This is a genomic window from Sporomusa sp. KB1 (genome assembly GCF_007830295.1).
Classification (GTDB): Bacteria; Bacillota; Negativicutes; order Sporomusales; family Sporomusaceae; genus Sporomusa.
In genome coordinates this window covers 334,775-353,373 of the sequence record NZ_VLKC01000001.1, presented here as the reverse complement: position 1 = coordinate 353,373, position 18,599 = coordinate 334,775, and the positions used below count along the sequence as shown (strand labels likewise).

General features: G+C 41.0%; 17 protein-coding genes, 1 riboswitch and 1 other annotated feature. Of the genes, 15 read left to right on the top strand and 2 right to left on the bottom strand.

The window, feature by feature from the left end; all coding sequences use genetic code 11:
* Positions 1 to 187 precede the first annotated feature (187 nt).
* The 8 genes from SALPA_RS01500 (at position 188) to SALPA_RS01465 (ending at position 9,346) form a co-directional block, all read left to right on the top strand.
* Complete coding sequence (locus tag SALPA_RS01500; protein ID WP_145088831.1) at positions 188 to 2,194, top strand: sigma-54-dependent Fis family transcriptional regulator; 2,007 nt, start codon at positions 188 to 190, stop codon at positions 2,192 to 2,194.
* 441 nt (positions 2,195 to 2,635) lie between these two features.
* Entirely contained in the window at positions 2,636 to 3,340 is a 705-nt protein-coding gene (locus SALPA_RS01495) for an ABC transporter permease (RefSeq protein WP_145088828.1), read from the top strand.
* Positions 3,337 to 4,410, top strand: coding sequence for an ABC transporter ATP-binding protein (locus SALPA_RS01490; protein WP_145088825.1), 1,074 nt, complete (start codon positions 3,337 to 3,339; stop codon positions 4,408 to 4,410). Before SALPA_RS01495 ends, SALPA_RS01490 begins: the two co-directional genes overlap by 4 nt.
* 13 nt (positions 4,411 to 4,423) lie before the next feature.
* Positions 4,424 to 5,155 carry a DUF2161 family putative PD-(D/E)XK-type phosphodiesterase gene (locus SALPA_RS01485; protein ID WP_145089781.1) on the top strand — a complete coding sequence of 244 codons (732 nt, stop codon included), beginning with the start codon at positions 4,424 to 4,426 and terminating at the stop codon, positions 5,153 to 5,155.
* 210 nt (positions 5,156 to 5,365) lie between these two features.
* Positions 5,366 to 5,633 (top strand) — a binding site (T-box leader).
* 62 nt (positions 5,634 to 5,695) lie between these two features.
* Positions 5,696 to 7,078, top strand: a complete 1,383-nt coding sequence (locus SALPA_RS01480) for a TrpB-like pyridoxal phosphate-dependent enzyme (RefSeq protein WP_145088822.1) — start codon at positions 5,696 to 5,698, stop codon at positions 7,076 to 7,078.
* A 147-nt stretch (positions 7,079 to 7,225) separates the two neighbouring features.
* A complete protein-coding gene (locus SALPA_RS01475) occupies positions 7,226 to 8,275 on the top strand; it encodes a low specificity L-threonine aldolase (protein ID WP_145088819.1) in 1,050 nt (349 codons plus the stop codon).
* Between the two features lie 174 nt (positions 8,276 to 8,449).
* The gene (locus SALPA_RS01470) at positions 8,450 to 8,836 is read left to right on the top strand and encodes a (deoxy)nucleoside triphosphate pyrophosphohydrolase (RefSeq protein ID WP_145088816.1); all 387 of its coding nucleotides are present in this window, start codon (positions 8,450 to 8,452) and stop codon (positions 8,834 to 8,836) included.
* A gap of 168 nt (positions 8,837 to 9,004) precedes the next feature.
* Positions 9,005 to 9,346 (top strand): PadR family transcriptional regulator, encoded by a 342-nt coding sequence (locus SALPA_RS01465; RefSeq protein ID WP_145088813.1) that lies wholly within the window; start codon positions 9,005 to 9,007, stop codon positions 9,344 to 9,346.
* A gap of 144 nt (positions 9,347 to 9,490) precedes the next feature.
* On the opposite strand, the gene SALPA_RS30680 is transcribed toward SALPA_RS01465, so the two are convergent.
* Positions 9,491 to 9,622, bottom strand: a complete 132-nt coding sequence (locus SALPA_RS30680) for a hypothetical protein (RefSeq protein WP_255450714.1) — start codon at positions 9,620 to 9,622, stop codon at positions 9,491 to 9,493.
* Positions 9,623 to 9,903: 281 nt separating this feature from the next.
* Here SALPA_RS30680 and SALPA_RS01460 point away from each other — a divergent pair, with 281 nt between their 5' ends.
* The 6 genes from SALPA_RS01460 (at position 9,904) to SALPA_RS01435 (ending at position 17,415) form a co-directional block, all read left to right on the top strand.
* Positions 9,904 to 11,031, top strand: a complete 1,128-nt coding sequence (locus tag SALPA_RS01460) for a metallophosphoesterase (protein ID WP_145088809.1) — start codon at positions 9,904 to 9,906, stop codon at positions 11,029 to 11,031.
* A 276-nt stretch (positions 11,032 to 11,307) separates the two neighbouring features.
* Positions 11,308 to 11,392, top strand: a riboswitch (cyclic di-GMP riboswitch).
* A gap of 188 nt (positions 11,393 to 11,580) precedes the next feature.
* Positions 11,581 to 11,865 carry an STAS domain-containing protein gene (locus SALPA_RS01455; RefSeq protein ID WP_186450850.1) on the top strand — a complete coding sequence of 95 codons (285 nt, stop codon included), beginning with the start codon at positions 11,581 to 11,583 and terminating at the stop codon, positions 11,863 to 11,865.
* Positions 11,866 to 12,118: 253 nt separating this feature from the next.
* Entirely contained in the window at positions 12,119 to 13,240 is a 1,122-nt protein-coding gene (locus tag SALPA_RS01450; RefSeq protein WP_145088803.1) for a S1C family serine protease, read from the top strand.
* Positions 13,241 to 13,757: 517 nt separating this feature from the next.
* Positions 13,758 to 16,142, top strand: a complete 2,385-nt coding sequence (gene ppsA, locus SALPA_RS01445; protein WP_145088800.1) for a phosphoenolpyruvate synthase — start codon at positions 13,758 to 13,760, stop codon at positions 16,140 to 16,142.
* A 40-nt stretch (positions 16,143 to 16,182) separates the two neighbouring features.
* Complete coding sequence (locus SALPA_RS01440) at positions 16,183 to 16,827, top strand: helix-turn-helix transcriptional regulator (protein ID WP_255450713.1); 645 nt, start codon at positions 16,183 to 16,185, stop codon at positions 16,825 to 16,827.
* A 210-nt stretch (positions 16,828 to 17,037) separates the two neighbouring features.
* A complete protein-coding gene (locus SALPA_RS01435) occupies positions 17,038 to 17,415 on the top strand; it encodes a desulfoferrodoxin (RefSeq protein WP_145088797.1) in 378 nt (125 codons plus the stop codon).
* A gap of 90 nt (positions 17,416 to 17,505) precedes the next feature.
* Here SALPA_RS01435 and SALPA_RS32475 read toward each other — a convergent pair whose 3' ends face one another.
* Positions 17,506 to 17,574 carry a hypothetical protein gene (locus SALPA_RS32475; protein WP_370516697.1) on the bottom strand — a complete coding sequence of 23 codons (69 nt, stop codon included), beginning with the start codon at positions 17,572 to 17,574 and terminating at the stop codon, positions 17,506 to 17,508.
* 44 nt (positions 17,575 to 17,618) lie between these two features.
* Here SALPA_RS32475 and garR point away from each other — a divergent pair, with 44 nt between their 5' ends.
* Positions 17,619 to 18,503 carry a 2-hydroxy-3-oxopropionate reductase gene (garR, locus tag SALPA_RS01430; RefSeq protein ID WP_145088794.1) on the top strand — a complete coding sequence of 295 codons (885 nt, stop codon included), beginning with the start codon at positions 17,619 to 17,621 and terminating at the stop codon, positions 18,501 to 18,503.
* The last annotated feature ends 96 nt before the right edge of the window (positions 18,504 to 18,599 follow it).

Sequence of the window (18,599 nt, the reverse complement as noted above, 5' to 3'; positions counted from 1 at the left end):
TTAAGCCCGGCTTTCTGGTCAAAAGGAAAAGGTTAGCTTTTCCTGGATTGAACGACAAAGGCTTCTTACTGGCGTCCTAAGGGACTTGGCACAAGCCAAGTCTTATCTTACTGAACAAAGGGGATTTAGTTGGTGTATTGATGATTATTGCGACAGGTGAATGGCTAACAAGAAAGGAGTGATTTGTATGACGATTATTGCTTTGCCTATGATGGACCCTGTTTATATGGAATGGGAAAAATTCTTACAGACAGGTAATCCCGATACGTGCAAAGCTCGTCAACAGATTATTGAGTCGTGGGACAGGTGCTATCATGAGGGAGTAGATCCTTATGATGATCAAATTCACCACGAGTTAGATGCTTTGGACCTGCATAAGGTTTTGAAAGAAAAAGAAAAACTTATTCAGATCGCAAAACCCTTTATGTCTAAGCTTTATAAATTTTTTAAAGGATCCGGCTTTATAATTGTATTAACTGACGAAAATGGCTGTATTCTTGAAATGTTATGCGACGAAGATAATAAGCATAATCCAATGACTAGATGCTTTTATCCTGGCGTTAGCTGGCGGGAAGAAGATGTAGGGACTAATGCCATTGGAACAGTGATCAAGTTGGGAGAACCACTTCAGGTATCAGGTGCGGAGCATTATTGCAAAAAAATTCATTCTTTTGCCTGCTCGGCAGCGTCGATTTATGATTCAAATGGACGGATTATTGGTGTTTTAGATATATCTCACGCGTCTCATGCGTCCCATTTGCATACACTCGGAATGGTAGCAGTTATTGCTGAAGCTATTACGGCGCAGTTAAGTATTTGGCAAAAAAATTGTGAATTGATTTTGCTTAATAAAAGAGTAACCAATTTTTTAAATACCGTTTCCGATGGCGTGCTGTTAGTTGATAACAATGAGGTTGTAATCGAAATAAATCCGGCAGCTAAGGCTATGCTCGGAAAGTCGGAACAACATATTTTAGGAATAGAACTTAAGCGCTTATTTGACAGTAGATCAGGGGAAATGCTAACTGCTAGTAAAAGTTATCACGATGTCGAGATAACAGTGAATATCCAGGGGGGCGGATGTCAGTGTGTAGCTTCTCGTGAGCCGATAATTAATGAGCAAGACGTGGTAACTGGCGGCATCATTTTCCTCAGATCGCTCAAACAAGTGAAAAATATGGTTAATCGTTTTATTGGCAACTCTGCCACGTTACAGTTCAACGATATTGTTGGAAAAAGTGTTCAAATCTGCGAAGCTATCCATGTTGCTACACGGGCTGCGACTACTACATCAAATATTTTGCTGACTGGTGAAAGTGGTACAGGTAAAGAAATATTTGCCCAAGCCATTCACAATCAAAGTGCCAAGCATAATGGACCATTTGTGGCTGTCAATTGCGGGGCCATCCCCCGGGAGCTAATTGGCAGTGAGCTATTTGGCTATGATGAAGGGGCTTTTACAGGGGCAAAACGGGGCGGTAAACCGGGGAAGTTCGAACTAGCTTCTGGTGGAACTCTTTTTTTGGATGAAATCGGGGACATGCCATTCGAACAGCAAATCGCCTTACTTAGAGTGATACAAGAAAGAAAAGTAACGCGAATTGGCAGCGATAAGACGATCCCGATTAACATTCGTTTGATTTGTGCAACCAATAAAAATCTGTTGGAAGAAGTAGAAAAAGGAGCCTTTCGGCTTGATCTTTATTATAGATTAAATGTGTTGTCGATCATTATTCCGCCGTTGCGGGAGCGGCGTGAAGATATACAACCGCTTTTTGAACATTTTTTAGAAAAGTTGAGCCGCGAACAGGGTTGCCAATATTCTGTGGAATTCAAAGTCATTGCTTATTTAAACAGATATCACTGGCCAGGTAATGTTCGAGAACTACAAAACGTGATCGAACACGCGGCCTGCTTAGCGGAAAATGGAGTTATTACTGTGGGGCATTTACCTGAAGTGTTTTATGCACCATCTTCGCTCAGGGAACAAGCAGTCCCACAACCAAATGACACTATTTTTAGCAGGGAACAGCGGAAGAAGATAGCGGAATTTACGGAGAAAGATAAGATAATTAGTAAGCTCGATGCATTTGCTGGCAATGTTAGTCGAGTAGCAAAAGAATTAGGGATATCTCGAAAAACTCTATATAATAAGATGCGATTGTATGCTATTCCCAATTACCAAAAGCGTTAATTGCCTGGTTTTACAGGAATTGACGCTTTATTTTTTGCGGTGAACTAAGACTCCCGCCTCGGCAGGCGGCGTTTGTTCAGGTGGGGTAGACTCCCCACCTGAACCTGCCGATGTTTCAGCTATGTTGAAACAAGTTCACTTGTATACTCGCTCTAGACACATCTATGCGATTGCTATGGATATGGGGCTGCCAACAGGGATGATGGCTAAGCTGGGGCAAAATATATGTTTTTAGGTGAGAACCCGTATACCTTTATTTGAAAATTTGATAAAATAGTAACATAAAAAAACCTTTTATGACAAATTATATTTGATCACCATAGAATTTGGGAACGTGCTGTTAATTTATGCTTTTCTGAGGAAAGGTGCGGAAAAAATAAGCTCAAAGGCAACGGTTTCACTCTGTTTTGTGCCTTGAGCATGCGAAAGGAATAGTTATATATGGATAGTATATTTTCAGGTTTGTTCCAAGCGCTATATCTTTTGGTAAATGGTGATGCTGAGGTCTATGATGTTGCCCTTTTGACTATCAAAGTATCTGGTTGGGCAACTCTGATTAGTGTGGGGGTAGGAATTCCGGTGGGTCTATGGTTAGCTTTAAAAGACTTTCCGGGAAAAAAACTGTGCCTTAGTTTTATCAATTTTGGTATGGGGCTGCCACCAGTGGTAGTAGGGTTAGTTGTGAGTTTGTTTTTATGGAGATACGGACCATTGGGTATGCTAGGCTTGATGTATACGGTCTGGGCGATGATTATCGCCCAGGCTGTTATTGCCAGTCCTATTGTAGCTGGCTTAAGTTTTGCGGCGCTTAGTGGACTCAATCCTAAACTACGGTTTCAGCTACTTTCACTGGGCGCTACCGAGTGGCAGGCTAATTGGTTACTAATTAAAGAAGCTAAAATGGGTTTATTAGCAGCAGTAATGGCCGGTTTTGGCGGCGTGATCTCAGAGGTAGGAGCATCGATGATGGTCGGTGGTAATATTAAAGGCGAGACAAGGGTGCTGACTACAGCCACAGTTATGGAAGTTAGCAAAGGTAATTACGACATGGCACTGGCTTTCAGTTTTGTTTTGCTGATGGTTGCTTATATGATAGTCGCTTTGCTGACCTATATGCAAAACGATGGAAAGCGGGAAATTGTATGAGGCAAACAGTGCTGAAAATAGCTGATATAGAAGTTTTTCGTAATAAGCGCCAGATATTAAATATTGAAGCATTGTCAATATCGGCAGGTGAGATTATTGCTGTAGTCGGGCCTAATGGTGCAGGCAAAAGTACGCTGTTGCAGTTGATTAATATGCATTTGTCCTCTAAAGTGGGGAAGATGTATTTATTCGGAGAAGATGTTGACAGAGCTGACAAACAGACGCTACGCCGCCGATGTGCGATGGTTTTTCAAGAGACAATGTTATTAGATGATACTGTATTTAATAATGTGGCATTGGCGTTAAAGTTTCGTGGCATGTCTCCTAGCATAATCAAAGAAAAAGTAAATAGGGCGTTAGAGGCTTTTCATTGTACTCACTTGGTTACAAGAAGGGCCCGGAATTTATCTGGAGGAGAGGCGCAGCGGGTTTGTTTGGCACGTGCCCTGGTTTATGAACCTGAACTATTGTTGTTAGATGAACCGTTTGCCGCTCTTGATTCGCCTACCCGCAATACCTTGCTGGCTGAACTAAGGCAGGTGGCTATGGAACGTGGTACTACAGTACTGTTAGTCAGTCATAATTTTAACGATGTACTGTATTTTGCTGCGCGGGCTTTGGTGTTGCAGGCAGGTTGTATCGTACAGGATGATAAGCCGGAAGAAATCTTGCGCCGCCCGGTGAATAAGGCAATTGCCAGTTTGGTCGAAATGGATAATATCGTTCCTTGTCAGGTGGAGCAACAGGCTGATGCCGTTTTTGTGAAACTGGTTAACGGTGTGCGTTTTGCCTGGACGGGAGAAGTTATTCTGGCGGCGACGGTCTGTTGCCTGCCAGGAGATTGTCTGTATGTATGCGATGAACAGTTCGCCTATCAGGATAAGCCATGGGTAGTTATGGGAGGTGTTATTTCACAGATAGTGCCAGGAATTGGGATGTATCGCATTATGGTAGAGGCACAAGGGTTGCCTTTGACAGTGCGTGTTCAAAGAGAGAAAGTTATCGGCAGATTATCAGTAGGGATGCATATTAAGGTCGCCTTTAATCCTGGGGAAGCGCAACTTGTATGAAAATTCGGGGTGTATGATGGATAAAACAACAATAATCAACCGGGAGGAGGATCTGTATATTCCGGTACGGGATTATCTTGTCAGGCAGGGCTATACCGTTAAAGGTGAAATTAGTTACTGCGATGTCACGGCAATCAACAATGCCGGTATTCTCCTGGTTATTGAAATGAAGCTGCGAGTCAATCTTGAAGTCATATTACAGGCGGTGCAAAGACAGCGTACTGCCGATATTGTATATATAGCAGTGCCAAAAAACAATAAAGTCTTATTGACCGTAAAGTGGCGGAATATATGCCATTTGTTGCGACGGCTTGAAATTGGCCTGCTGCTGGTCACTAACGGCAAAACACCGGTAGTTGTCGAAGAGGCCCTGGCGCCGGAACCTTTTAACAGGGAGATAAGCAGGCGGTCAGCCAAGCGGAAAAGAAAGCAATTACTGGACGAATTTTCCAGACGGCATGGAGACTTTAATACCGGCGGCAGCACCGGCAAAAAAATAGTAACTGCATATAGGGAAATTGCCATTCATATTGCTGCATTACTGCTCAAATACGGTTCGCTAAGCGTGAAGCAGCTCAAAGAACTTGGAACTGACGCTAATAAAACAGCCGGAATTCTGCAGAATAATTATTATCATTGGTTTCAGCGGACCGCCCGCGGGGTATATTGTCTCACCGAAACTGGTTCCGCTGAACTGAAATCCTATCAAGAACTGGTAAATTACTACACCGGCATAACAAAATAGACGGAAACTGGTTGGCTGTTATCAGTTCGTAGATTTATGCTATTTATATAGTTTATGCAGCGTTATTTTTGTATAAAGATCTTAAAACGACTGAGAAAGATGTATAATATTTTCAAAGATATCACTAAAAATAGTAGATATCTTTAAGAAAATAAGAAATAATTGACAAAATATTTTCGGAAGCTTATACTGTAGCTGATAAGATATATATTAAAACCGATGATTAAGAAGAGTAGGTTTTGTGCTGGTCACTTACAGAGAGTTGCGGGTGGTGAAATCGCAACAGAGAGGCCTTAGCTGAATGGACTTAAGAGGGCAAGACGAAAAGCGGCTACAAGCACAGCTGCCTAGTAGTACCTGACGGGAACTTCACCCGTTACCAAGGAAGTGCATATCATAATAGTGTATGCAGAAAAAGCAGGTGCGTTTTCGCATCAATTTGAGTGGTACCGCAGATGTAAAGACTTTTGCCTCAATGAAATTTGAGACAAAGGTCTTTTTTATTTATCAAAATGTAGATGAATGAAGGGAGAGTTTATCATGACAAAGAAAATTCCACACAGATTATATTTAACTGAGGATCAGATGCCAACACAATGGTACAATTTGCGCGCAGATATGAGCGAGAAGCCTGATCCCATGCTAAATCCGGCAACAGGAAAACCAGTAATACCAGAAGATTTATATCCTGTATTCTGTGAAAAGTTGGCTCATCAGGAACTCGATGATACAACTAGGTATATTGACATACCTAAAGAAATTTTGGAAATGTACAAGAATTACCGGCCTTCACCATTATGTCGTGCATACAATCTAGAAAGGGCTCTGGAAACTCCAGCGAAGATTTACTACAAATTTGAAGGAAATAATACATCTGGAAGCCACAAACTCAACTCTGCTATTGCGCAGGCTTATTATGCAAAGGAGCAGGGATTAACGGGACTTACAACAGAAACAGGAGCAGGTCAGTGGGGAACCGCTCTTGCAGAATCTTGTTGCTATTTCGGAATTCCACTTACTGTATATATGGTAAAGGCATCCTATGAACAGAAGCCTTTTCGTAAATCAATTATGGAAACCTTTGGTGCAACTGTAATCGCCAGCCCCAGCAACACTACAGAAGCTGGAAGAAAGATATTGGCAACGAATCCGAACACTTCCGGAAGCCTTGGATGTGCAATTTCTGAAGCAGTAGAAAAGGCTGTTACTACAGAGGGATATAAATATGTGTTAGGTTCCGTACTTAATCAGGTACTTCTCCACCAGTCAATCGTCGGCTTGGAAAGTGAAAAAGCTATGGAAATGCTTGGAGAATATCCAGACGTCGTAATCGGTTGCGCTGGCGGCGGTTCCAATCTTGGTGGACTAATTGCACCGTTTATGAGGGATAAGATTACAGGTAAGGCGAATCCGCGCTTAATCGCAGTTGAGCCGGCATCCTGTCCATCTCTGACAAGAGGAAAGTATATGTATGATTACTGCGACACCGGAAAGATTACACCTATGGCCAAAATGTACACACTTGGATGCACCTTCGCTCCATCACCAATCCATGCGGGTGGATTGAGATACCACGGAATGGCACCAATCCTTTCTAAGCTGTATCACGAGGGATACATGGAAGCAGTATCAGTAGAGCAGACAAAGGTATTCGAAGCGGCTACTTTCTTTGCTAAGTACGAAAGCATCCTGCCAGCTCCGGAATCTGCTCATGCCATTCGTACTGCTATTGATGAAGCGTTGAAATGTAAGGAGACAGGAGAAGAAAAAACCATCCTTTTTGGATTAACCGGAACAGGATTTTTTGATATGACGGCATACAGTTCCTTTCACGAAGGAACTATGATCGACCACATTCCAACGGATGAAGAGCTTCAGAAGGGCTTTGACAAGCTTCCTAAAATACCGGGAATACAGGAATAGTATGCTTCACCCCAAAAAAAGGTAGGGGTATTATAAAATAGTCCGTGATTTGTACAGTGAACATCGGCGGGTTCCGGTGGGGAGTCTACCCCACCGGAACAAAGTTATTAATTCTGAAGAAATTAGAAAAATTGGAGAAGATTAAAGATGATACGATTTGAGAGTGATTATACAGAAGGTGCTCATGAGCGAATAATGATACGATTAATGGAAACTAATGAAGAGCAGACAACAGGCTACGGAATGGACGAACACTGTGAAAGAGCCAGGGCTTATATTAGAAAAGCCTGTCATGTAGAGGATGCAGATATACACTTTTTAGTTGGAGGAACACAGGCGAATACCACTATCATCTCTTCGATTCTGCGCCCGCATCAAGGAGCAGTTGCTGCAATTACTGGACATATCGCAATCCATGAGACGGGAGCGATTGAAGCTACTGGTCATAAGGTGCTTACTTTGCCGAGTGATGATGGAAAGATACAGGCAAAACATGTAAAAAAGCTATATGATGCTCACTGGAATGATATAACTCACGAGCATTTGGTGCAGCCCGGATTGGTTTATATATCTCACCCTACCGAGAATGGAACCATTTATAGTAAATCCGAGTTGGAAGCACTAAGTAAAGTTTGCCGGGAATGTGGATTGCCACTTGTTATGGATGGTGCTAGATTAGGATATGGTCTGGCTGCTAAAGATAGTGATCTATCTTTGCCAGATATTGCAAGGCTATGTGATATATTTTATATAGGGGGAACGAAAATCGGAGCATTGATGGGGGAAGCCGTAGTAATTATAAATAATGCTTTGAAAAGAGATTTCCGGTATATTATCAAGCAAAATGGAGGAATGCTGGCTAAGGGGAGATTATTGGGGATTCAGTTTGAAACCTTATTCGAAGATGGTTTATACTATGAAATTTCTCAGCATGCCGTCGATATGGCGCTGATGATTCGAGAGGTATTTGCTGAAGAAGGATTTTCTTTCCGATATGATTCTACGACAAATCAGCAGTTTCCAATTTTACCGAATGAGGTGTTAATCAAATTAAGCGAAAAGTATTCTTATTCTTTCTGGGAAAAAGTCGATACTGAACACAGTGCTGTGAGATTTTGTACCAGTTGGGCTACGAAGAAAGAAAACGTTGAAATGCTGATAAAAGATATTAAGGCATTACACAAGCTAGAGAGTTGATATGAATATAAGAACTGTTGAACAGCTATACAGTTACAATGAACTCGTTTCAGCATAGTTAAAACATTGGGGATTCAGGTGGAGAGTCTACTCCACCTGAATTAACGCCGCCTGTAGAGGCGGGAGTCTTGACTCGCGTACTAAGATAAAAATATAATATAGGAGATTACATTTATGAAAGAAGTAGTAGCCGGTTTAATAAAAAAAAATAACAAACTTCTAATTACAAGACGAACGTTTCCACCAGAGCTAAATGGTAAGTGGGAGTTTCCAGGCGGTAAAATCGAAAAAAATGAAACTCCCCAACAAGGTCTTGAGAGGGAGATATTTGAGGAATTAAGTATGCGTGTATGTGCGCGAGAACATTTCATGTCTGTCCGGCACCAGCACTCACGGGGTCCGATAAACTTGCTATTTTATTGGGCTGAGTGGGTTGAAGGAGATGCAGTCTTGACTGATCACGACATGTTTGCCTGGGTAGATATTCATGAATTGAACCAGTACGATCTTGCTCCCGCGGATGCTGCAGTCGCCCAAAGCTTACAGATTGTCTCGGAATAGACATTGCCCTTAAGGCCTAGACCAAAAATTCCTTTCTCTAAGAGAGATTGCACAGAGTTGAGTCTTGTTAAATGAACAATCTATTGCAAAAAATTGGGAAGTGTATTACTATAATACATAGATATACTATGCATTGAATAACGATGTTTAAATGAGGGGGATTCAAGAGTGCGGGTCAATAAGGAACTGCTTAAGGGAAGTACGGTTATCCTTATTCTGAAATTGCTGGAACGAAAACCGATGTACGGCTACGAAATGATCAAAGAGATGGAGAATACTTCAGGTGGGGTGTTTCACTTCAAGGAAGGAACGCTTTATCCTATATTGCATTCGCTAGAACTGGACGGGATGCTTGAAGCCTATTGGTCGGACGCCAAGGGGAATCGGCAAAGGAAATACTACCGATTGACCGAGCGGGGCCGGTCGCAGCTTGAAGAAAAAAGGCGGGAGTGGGTTGTATTCCGCTCGGCGGTGGAACAGATTCTCGGGGAGGCGATTGTATGTCGTTAGAACAAAATCGTATGGTACAAACCTATTTGAAAGCTGCTTCCTTACACTCCGCACCTTTATGCGGGCACAATACTGCTTTGGTTAGCCGTGTTGATGTTGGGGCCGTCCCTGAATGGAAAATCATTTCTGGCGTTAGGTCCTGTTTTAATCGGTGGTTACAACCATAACCTCTTCATTAACTATATTGGCATTACGCCATGTTTCCTTACTCTTGCGCTGGCAGGAATCTTCATCGGCAGAGATTGGACAAATAGCCCCTGGATGATAATATTGCACTCCTCAAAAAAAACTTGACATGGAGTTAACTTCATGTGCTAATATCAATTATGAGGGTTGGGTTCAAAGTAAAGAAAGTTACAAGTCCTGCAATATAAGTGCCAGCAACAGGGCTAAACAATATTTACTCAAATAAACCGAAAGAAACTCCCGTCATAGTTATAAAAAATATGGCAGGAGTTTTAAAGATTTATGGGGATGCTTGCATTAGGTTGTTACTATTTTATAGATTTTTATTTACGTTGTAATATAAAAAATGATTGTTTTTTCAGGGGGCTAATATGGGATTTCTTCTAACCTTCTCAATCGTTTATGGACTGGCTAACGTATATATTGGCAATCGTTTTTTTTACTGGTTAAAAACCTTGGTAAGCGTTCCGTCAATATTTTATTGGGCTATATTTATATTAGTAGCATCCGCTCCTATTCTCTCACGTATACTGGCACGGGCGGGTATAGCTAAGGCAGAAAGCTTACTTATCATCGGTGATTGGTGGTTAGCCATAACCTATTGGTCAGTGCTGTTGTGGTTTATTGTAGATATTACAAAAGTCGCTGATAAACGATTGAATTTCTTACCGGCTATAGCTAAAGACATGACCAACCAGGGTTATATAGTTTTATTTATCCTCCTGGGAATGTTAGTTTACGGTGCTTGGAATGCGCTAAACCCGGTAATAACCCGCTATGATATGTCGATAAATAAACAGGCCGAAGGAATCGATAATCTAAAGATTGTTTTGGTGTCAGACATTCATATGGGACGAGTCATTGGAATTGACCGAGTAGAACGATTAGCAAAATCCTTAAATGAACTGAATCCGGATATAGTCTTATATGCCGGCGATCAAATTGATGATAACGCAACATATGTTGTAAACAACAAGATCGCAGAACCACTTCGAAATGTAAAAACCCATTTTGGATCATATGCAGTTCTTGGCAACCATGAATATATTAGCGGACAACCGGCCTTAGCAGTTTCACTGTTAAAAAATAACGGTATTACTGTCCTTCAAGATCAATGGACCATGATTGGTGATGCAATTTATATAGTAGGTCGTGATGATCTTTCTGCTGTCCGATATGCTGCCAAAGGAACAGGGACACTTGCAGATATAATGAAAGATATTGATAAGAAGAAAACAATAATAGTAATGGATCATCAACCATCACGCATTAATGAAGCAGCTCAACAAGGTGTGGATCTTCAAGTATCCGGACATACACACAATGGTCAGTTCTTCCCCAATAATCTGATCACCAAACGAATATATGAACAAGACTGGGGCTATCTGAAAAAAGATGCGTATCAACTTATTGTATCGTGCGGCTATGGTACGTGGGGCCCACCAATAAGACTTGGTAACCAGCCAGAGATTGTTGAAATTAATATCAAATTTGAATAGGAAGCCTTCAAGGATCGGAATAGGTTAGTCACGCGATAAAGTTAGAAGCTCAGCAGTAACAATCTGTATAGTGAACTCGTTTTTCAGCATAGCTGAAACATTGGGGATTCAGGTGGAGAGTCTACTCCACCTGAATTAATGCCGCCTGTAGAGGCGGGAGTCTTGACTCGCGTACTAAGATAAAGCAGAAGCTGCTATTAAAGAAGATTACGCATGTTTTTTTGTTCTAAGCAGGATTCTGAAGCGTTATGCAGAATAAAACAAAAAATAATATCGGCAAACCTCCTGCAAACCTCCTGAAAAGGTGGGACGCAAAGCCATGGGTCTAAAGATTCTAGTCTAAGATTGCCAGGTTGCAGCATGAAAGGTAGCTGAAACTTGCAATTTTTTATTATCCAGAAGGAAAGGTTTACTTCTCCTGGATAGAACGACTAAGGCTTTTGCCAGCGTCTTAAAGGACTTGGCACAAGCCAAGTCTTATCGTACGTTATTGGATATTATTATACATTTTACATTGATATTTTGTACGTATTCTTCGGGGGTGGACTGGTGAAAGAGAATTATAATTATTTTGTGGTTGCTATTGGTCTTGAATGTCTTGCCGTTAATGCTGATTGCGTTCGCGACAAAGTCTACAGCTTCTTTAAAGGTGAATCTACAGCTATCTGTCTTGATTTTAAAGACACTCTTTATATGGATGCTGCCGGTGTTGGAGTTATTGCCGCAATAGTCTTTGAAGGAAGACGTAAAGGTGTTAACATATCAATGAGAGGAGCCACAGGTTCAGTACTGGATATGCTTACGTCAACGGGATTATATCGATTACCTTCGTGAAGTGATGATAACTTTGGAGTATGAAAGGCAACGTATTTTAGTTGTTGATGATACAAAGTTAAGTAACCAAATCATGAAGGACATATGTAATTTAGAGAATAAATAATCTTTAGAATTAAGGAAATGTAGAGTTTTGAAAAAACTTTTTGCAGGAATTTTACCTTCTGGTGAAAAATGTAATATAGAGTGATGTATTTCATCAATTGATGATTATAACAACTCAATGAAAGGATTTTAAAGGGGGTAGAACATTATGAAGCACAATAAAAAATCACTGTTAAGCGTTGCTCTTCTTATTAGCGTAACTGTTTTTTTTACTGTTGGTTTGATTCTTGGCGGCAGAGTTTCATCTGTTGAGGCAGCTCAAAATCTGGAAGCAGCCTCACCAAATGTATTTCTAGGGCCTGACACAATCCAAACTATCGTAAAACAAGCAGGACCAGCTGTAGTAAAAATTGAGACTGAGACACAAATTCAAAACAATGGTGATCCGTTTCTAAATAATCCCTTTTTTAGAGATTTCTTTGGAGAACAGTATAAAAGAAAACCGGGACTAACAAAAGCATTGGGTTCAGGTTTTATTATTTCTAAAGATGGTTATATCGTAACTAATAATCATGTGGTTGCCGGCGCTGCAAAAATACATGCCTATTTAACCAATAGAAAAGAACCCTATGCTGCTAAATTAATTGGTTCAGATGAACAATTGGATTTGGCGATAGTAAAGATTGACGCCGGTGATGATCTTCCATCTCTGGAATTTGGGGATTCCAACAAACTGGAAGTAGGCAGCTGGGTTATAGCAATTGGTAACCCATATGGACTTGACCATACTGTTACAGTTGGTGTTATAAGCGCAAAAGGTAGACCACTTACTATTAATGAAAATCAGTTTACAGATCTTTTACAAACTGATGCCTCAATTAACCCGGGCAATAGTGGTGGTCCTTTAATAAATCTTCAAGGAAAAGTAATTGGTATTAATACGGCAATTAACGCGCAAGCTCAAGGAATAGGATTTGCAATTCCTAGTTCAACTGTTACCCAAGTAGTAGACCAACTTATTAATGAAGGAAAAGTTATCAGACCATGGTTGGGGATTTACATGCAACCCATTACTAAGGAACTTGCTAATTACTTTGGGTTACAAGAGCCTGAAGGAGTATTAATAAGTGCAGTTGCAGAAAGCTCTCCTGCCCAAAAGGCAGGTCTTAAACGGGGAGATATTGTTCTTGAATATAATAAGAAAAAAATGAGTGATCCCGATAGATTAAAGAAAGAAGTATCGAATGCAAAGATTGGGGACGAAGTGGTTGTATTAATTTATAGGGACGGTAAAACTATATTTGTACCAATAAAAATTGCAGAAAGATAACAAAAAATCTATATCGCCCTCATCACAGGGGCGTGGATTGAAACAGTAATAACATTAGGTTAGATGCATCAGCTATGACATATTTGGCTTAGCTGGTGTTTTTTTTGTTCTGGTACCAAAAAGAAACAATGATATAATTGAGACTATCAATTATATCATTAATATTTGACGCTTATATTGACCGCCCCCAAGTTGGAGAAATAAGTCCTGTAACTGTTCCTATAGCATATGAAAATAATAGTCAATCATACAAAATAAAGAGCCGGTTTTCATTAGCATGGAAACTCGGCTCTTTAACTTAGTAATTGAATAAAAGTGAATGCTAGAGTATAGAGTGGACAGGTTACACAGTTCAAGTTAATTGGTAAAAAATGAAAATATTATTTATCATATCGTTAATTTTGCAGGAAACATAGAATTTATATAGTATAATTAATATATAGTATATACTATATATTGATTATAAGCGTATTAGTATATAACAAATATTAATATGGTGGAGAGGGAGGCAATAAAAATGAATAAAGAAGCTAAATTAGTCTTGTGGTTTAATGAGATTAATAAAGGTGATGTGGGGATTGTAGGTGGTAAGGCAGCATCATTAGGAGAGTTGACTTCCAGCACTGGTGTACCGGTGCCATATGGATTTGCCACTACTGCCGAAGCTTATAACTATTTTATGGAGCAAAGTAAATTAAAAGAAAAAATAGCTGTTTTTCTAGAAAAACTTGATGACGTAGAGGATAGCAAAAAACTTAGAAATATTAGTGCTGAAATTCGCAAAGAAATCATGGCGGCTTCTATGCCGACAAAATTGGCAACGGCAATTAGTATGGCCTATCAGCAATTGGCTACCAAAGTTGGCGAGAACGATCCGTTTGTGGCCGTACGTTCAAGTGCTACCGCTGAAGATTTGCCTGATGCTAGCTTTGCCGGTCAACAGGATACGTATCTTAATGTCCGCGGTGTCGAAGAAGTGATTGCTAAAATCAAAGAATGTTATGCGTCTACCTTTACCGATCGGGCCGTATACTACCGGGCGACGAAGAATTTCGGCCAATTGGAAGTAGCGTTAAGCGCTGTTGTGCAAATGATGGTATTTTCCAAGGCTGCAGGTGTAATGTTCACTGTGGATGTAGCTACAGGCGATGATAACAACATCCTTATTGAAGGAGCCTGGGGTTTAGGTGAATACATTGTCCAGGGAATTGTTACTCCTGATAGCTTTTGGGTACGTAAAAACTGTCTTGAGATTAAAAACCGTAATATTAACGAAAAGGCTGTCATGTTGGTACGAAAGGCTACCGGCGGGTGTGAGGAGCAGCCAGTACCAAGGAATTTGGTAAACGCCCAGGTGTTAAGTGACGATGAGATTAAAAAACTGGCCCAGTATGCTTTAGACATTGAAAAACATTACGGATCATATATGGATATTGAATGGGGTATTGACGAACGGAACCAAAAAATGTGGATACTGCAGGCCCGGCCGGAGACTGTCTGGTCACGCAGCAACAAAGATAACCCAATAATGGTCAACGGTTCGACGCCAATCATCTCTGGTCGCAAAATAATTGTGCAGGGGTTGCCGGCAAGTCCTGGCAAAGCCAGTGGTGTAGCACGAGTTGTTAATAATCCGGAACTTATTGATATGTTTAAAGATGGTGAAATTTTAATTACAGAAATGACAGCGCCTGACTGGGTTCCTGCCATGAAAAAAGCCAAAGCTATTATTACCAACTTAGGCGGGATGACCTGTCATGCCTCTATTGTTAGTAGAGAATTGGGCATTCCCTGCATTGTAGGAACAAAAAGCCGTGGTATTGGAGCCACTGAAGCTATCAAAGACGGGATGACAATAACGGTAGATGCAAGCAATGGCGTGGTGTACCAAGGTACTATTGAGGATTTGGTAGCTGCTGCGGAGAAACCGGCGGAAAGCCTGACCGTGGCCGAGATTATCCCTGTAACCGGAACCAAAATATATATGAATCTGGGAGATCCGGATTTAGCTGATAAATATGGCTCTTTACCATGTGATGGTATTGGGCTAATGCGGGAAGAGTTTATCTGGACAACATATATCCATGAACATCCACTTTATTTAATGGAAACAGGCCGTCCAGAACGGGTCGTAGATGGTTTGGCTGAAGGCATACGAAAGGTATGTCAGGCGTTGGCTCCACGGCCGGTAGTACTTCGATTCAGCGATTTTAAATCAAGTGAATATCGCGATTTAAAAGGCGGAGATAAATACGAGCCTTATGAACCAAGTGCGCTATTAGGCTGGCGTGGTGCTTCCCGTTATTACGATCCTAAATATATTGGGGCATTTAAATTGGAACTTAAAGCTGTACGTAAAGTCAGGGAAGATTACGGGTTCAAGAACCTTAACGTCATGATACCTTTCTGTCGAACGGTAGCTGAGATGGAAAAGGTAACACAGCTGATGACTAATGAAGGACTGTGGCGCGGACCGGATTTCAAAGTATGGCTAATGGCCGAAATTCCATCCAATATAATTTTAGCTGATTGCTTCAATAAATTTGTTGATGGTTACTCTATCGGATCTAATGATTTGACAATGCTCATCCTCGGCTGTGACAGGGATAATGAGACCGTATCTCATCTTTTCAGTGAGCGAGATCTGGCGGTTAAGCGAGCTGTCAGACGGCTTATTGAAGTGGCTCATCGGGACGGTAAGACCGTGTCAATTTGCGGTCAGGCTCCTAGCGTGTATTTGGACTTTACTGAGTTTCTGGTTAAAAGCGGGATTGACTCTATTTCGGTTAATCCCGATGCAGTTAAATCAACCAAAAAACATGTGGCCCAGGTAGAACAGCGAATAATGCTGGATAAGTTGACAGGCCGAGGGTTGGTTGATCAAGAAGACTATAGTTGGTAACCATGGCTAGCAGGATCTTACCGTATTTAGAGAGGGGGAGGTGATCGCTTTAACAACGCTGCGTCAGAAAAAGATTGCCGAAATAGTAAGAACCACAGGTCCAATAACCGGTAAACAGATAGCCGCGCGCTTGTTCGTTACCAGAGAAGCATTGCGGTCGGATCTAGCCATTTTGGTAATGTCCGGCCTAATTGAAGCTCGCCCCAAAGTAGGCTACTATTACACTGGAAAAAACATTAAGACATTGTTAACCGAGCAAATTAGCCAGATAAAGGTCAGAGACATTCAGTCTGTTCCCGTTGTAGTTACTACTAATGCCAGTGCCTATGATACTGTGGTTACTATGTTCATGAATGATGTGGGGACAGTGTTTGTGGTTGAGTCAGGGAGTATTCTAGCTGGCATTGTTTCACGAAAAGATGCCTTAAAAGTAGCCATTGGTAGCAATGATATGAAAGAAATGCCAATAAAAATTTTAATGACGCCTTTACCTAAGATTATTGTAACTACTCCGGAAGAATCGGCGTTTAAAGCCGCTAAAAAACTTATTGAAAACGAAGTAGACAGCCTCCCGGTAGTTGGTGTGGACAGTGTGCCCGGAAATAAGACCTATGAAGTGGTAGGACGGTTGACTAAAACCGATATTACCAGACTGTTTGTTGACATGGGTGAAGGAAAACAGTAGCATACTATTGACTGCCACGACTGATATTTAAGGGTATTTCGGCTCAAATGACAGCCGTCACAAAGAGGGGCTGAACAAATACATATTAATTATGTCGAAATAAAACTAAAACCACAGAGTGTTTGCAGGATTATTATAGTAAGTGGCAAATATATGAAGAAGCTAGTAGTAAAAACTAGTAAATGAAAAAAAGAAAGTGAGGTTGAAAAAATGAAAGAAGACATTATTTTTTTTCGCTGCAATGTTTGTGGAAATATTGTCGAGCTGATTAAAAAAGGGGGAGGACAGCTAGTCTGCTGTGGTAAACCAATGGAAAAATTGGAGGCTAATACCACTGATGCCGCTGTCGAAAAACATGTTCCTGTAGCTGAACGCAGGGATGGGAAATTGTATGTTAAAGTGGGTAGTGTTGAGCATCCGATGACTGAAGCACATTATATCGAATGGATTGCCGTTACTGATGGTACAAATACTCAGCGTATTTCTCTTTCTCCGTCAGATAAGCCTGAAGCAGTTTTCTGCGATAAAGAGAACGTAGAAATTTATGCTTATTGCAACCTCCACGGTCTTTGGAAAACTACCATATAACTAGAAAGGGAGAGTAGTTTATCTATTTTGATGGTACATTACAGTCCTAAAATTAAAACATGGCCACTATCATTATGTGGCCATGTTTTTTTAGTGCTTGATACAATTCTGAACGATATAAATATTTCCACTCTTGTCGAAAGCGATTCCGATTCCAATTTAGGGGAAGCTACTATTACAAATTGAGATAGGGGAGATTGAGCATGAAAATTGGTTTTATTGGACTAGGAATTATGGGTAAGCCGATGAGCGAAAATTTACTTAAGGCTGGCTACGAGTTGGTGGTTATGGATAGAAACCAAAAAGCAGTGGCTGAAGCTGTAACAGCAGGCGCTAAAGCAGCTACAACTCCTAAAGAAGTTGCACAGCAAGCAGATATCATTATTACCATGCTGCCTAATTCTCCGCATGTAAAAGAAGTTGTTTTAGGCGAGAATGGTATAATTGAAGGCGCTAAAAAAGGCGCAATTGTGGTAGATATGAGTTCTATTGCTCCTTTGGTCAGCCGGGAATTGGCGCAAAAGCTGGGAGAAAAAGGGGTAGAAATGCTGGATGCACCGGTGAGCGGCGGCGAACCAAAAGCTATTGACGGTACCATTTCGGTTATGGTTGGCGGGAAACAAGAAGTTTTCAATACATGCTATCCTGTATTGAAGGCTATGGCTGGCTCGGTCGTTCGTACCGGTGATGCCGGTGCAGGCAATATCACTAAATTAGCCAACCAAATTATTGTAGCTCTTAACATTGCAGCAGTTTCTGAAGCTCTGGTATTGGCTAGTAAAGCAGGTGTGGAACCTGAACTGGTTTATCAGGCCATCAGAGGAGGTTTGGCAGGTAGCACCGTATTGGATGCTAAAGCTCCGATGATGATGGATCGCAATTTTATACCAGGCTTTAGAATCAATCTGCATATTAAAGATCTGAATAACGTATTGGAGACCTCTCACGAAGTCGGTGTGCCATTACCATTGACTTCTGCAGTTATGGAAATGATGCAGTCGCTTAAAGTTGATGGTTTGGACCAAGATGATCACAGCAGTTTGGTAAGATATTATGAGAAACTTGCCAAGGTAGAAGTAAAACGCTAAGTCCTGCTATGTATTAAAAGTAAAGCCTCTTAAAGAGAGGTTCTAATCATTTTTTTATATCATGCAGTTTATTTGTATGGCTGTGGCAAAGAACTA

Excerpts from the sequence above, each read along its gene's own strand:
- SALPA_RS01500 (WP_145088831.1), top strand. The coding sequence starts at position 188 with ATGACGATTATTGCTTTGCCTATGATGGACCCTGTTTATATGGAATGG.
- SALPA_RS01495 (WP_145088828.1), top strand. The coding sequence starts at position 2,636 with ATGGATAGTATATTTTCAGGTTTGTTCCAAGCGCTATATCTTTTGGTA.
- SALPA_RS01490 (WP_145088825.1), top strand. The coding sequence starts at position 3,337 with ATGAGGCAAACAGTGCTGAAAATAGCTGATATAGAAGTTTTTCGTAAT.
- SALPA_RS01485 (WP_145089781.1), top strand. The coding sequence starts at position 4,424 with ATGATGGATAAAACAACAATAATCAACCGGGAGGAGGATCTGTATATT.
- SALPA_RS01480 (WP_145088822.1), top strand. The coding sequence starts at position 5,696 with ATGACAAAGAAAATTCCACACAGATTATATTTAACTGAGGATCAGATG.
- SALPA_RS01475 (WP_145088819.1), top strand. The coding sequence starts at position 7,226 with ATGATACGATTTGAGAGTGATTATACAGAAGGTGCTCATGAGCGAATA.
- SALPA_RS01470 (WP_145088816.1), top strand. The coding sequence starts at position 8,450 with ATGAAAGAAGTAGTAGCCGGTTTAATAAAAAAAAATAACAAACTTCTA.
- SALPA_RS01460 (WP_145088809.1), top strand. The coding sequence starts at position 9,904 with ATGGGATTTCTTCTAACCTTCTCAATCGTTTATGGACTGGCTAACGTA.
- SALPA_RS01450 (WP_145088803.1), top strand. The coding sequence starts at position 12,119 with ATGAAGCACAATAAAAAATCACTGTTAAGCGTTGCTCTTCTTATTAGC.
- ppsA (WP_145088800.1), top strand. The coding sequence starts at position 13,758 with ATGAATAAAGAAGCTAAATTAGTCTTGTGGTTTAATGAGATTAATAAA.
- SALPA_RS01435 (WP_145088797.1), top strand. The coding sequence starts at position 17,038 with ATGAAAGAAGACATTATTTTTTTTCGCTGCAATGTTTGTGGAAATATT.
- garR (WP_145088794.1), top strand. The coding sequence starts at position 17,619 with ATGAAAATTGGTTTTATTGGACTAGGAATTATGGGTAAGCCGATGAGC.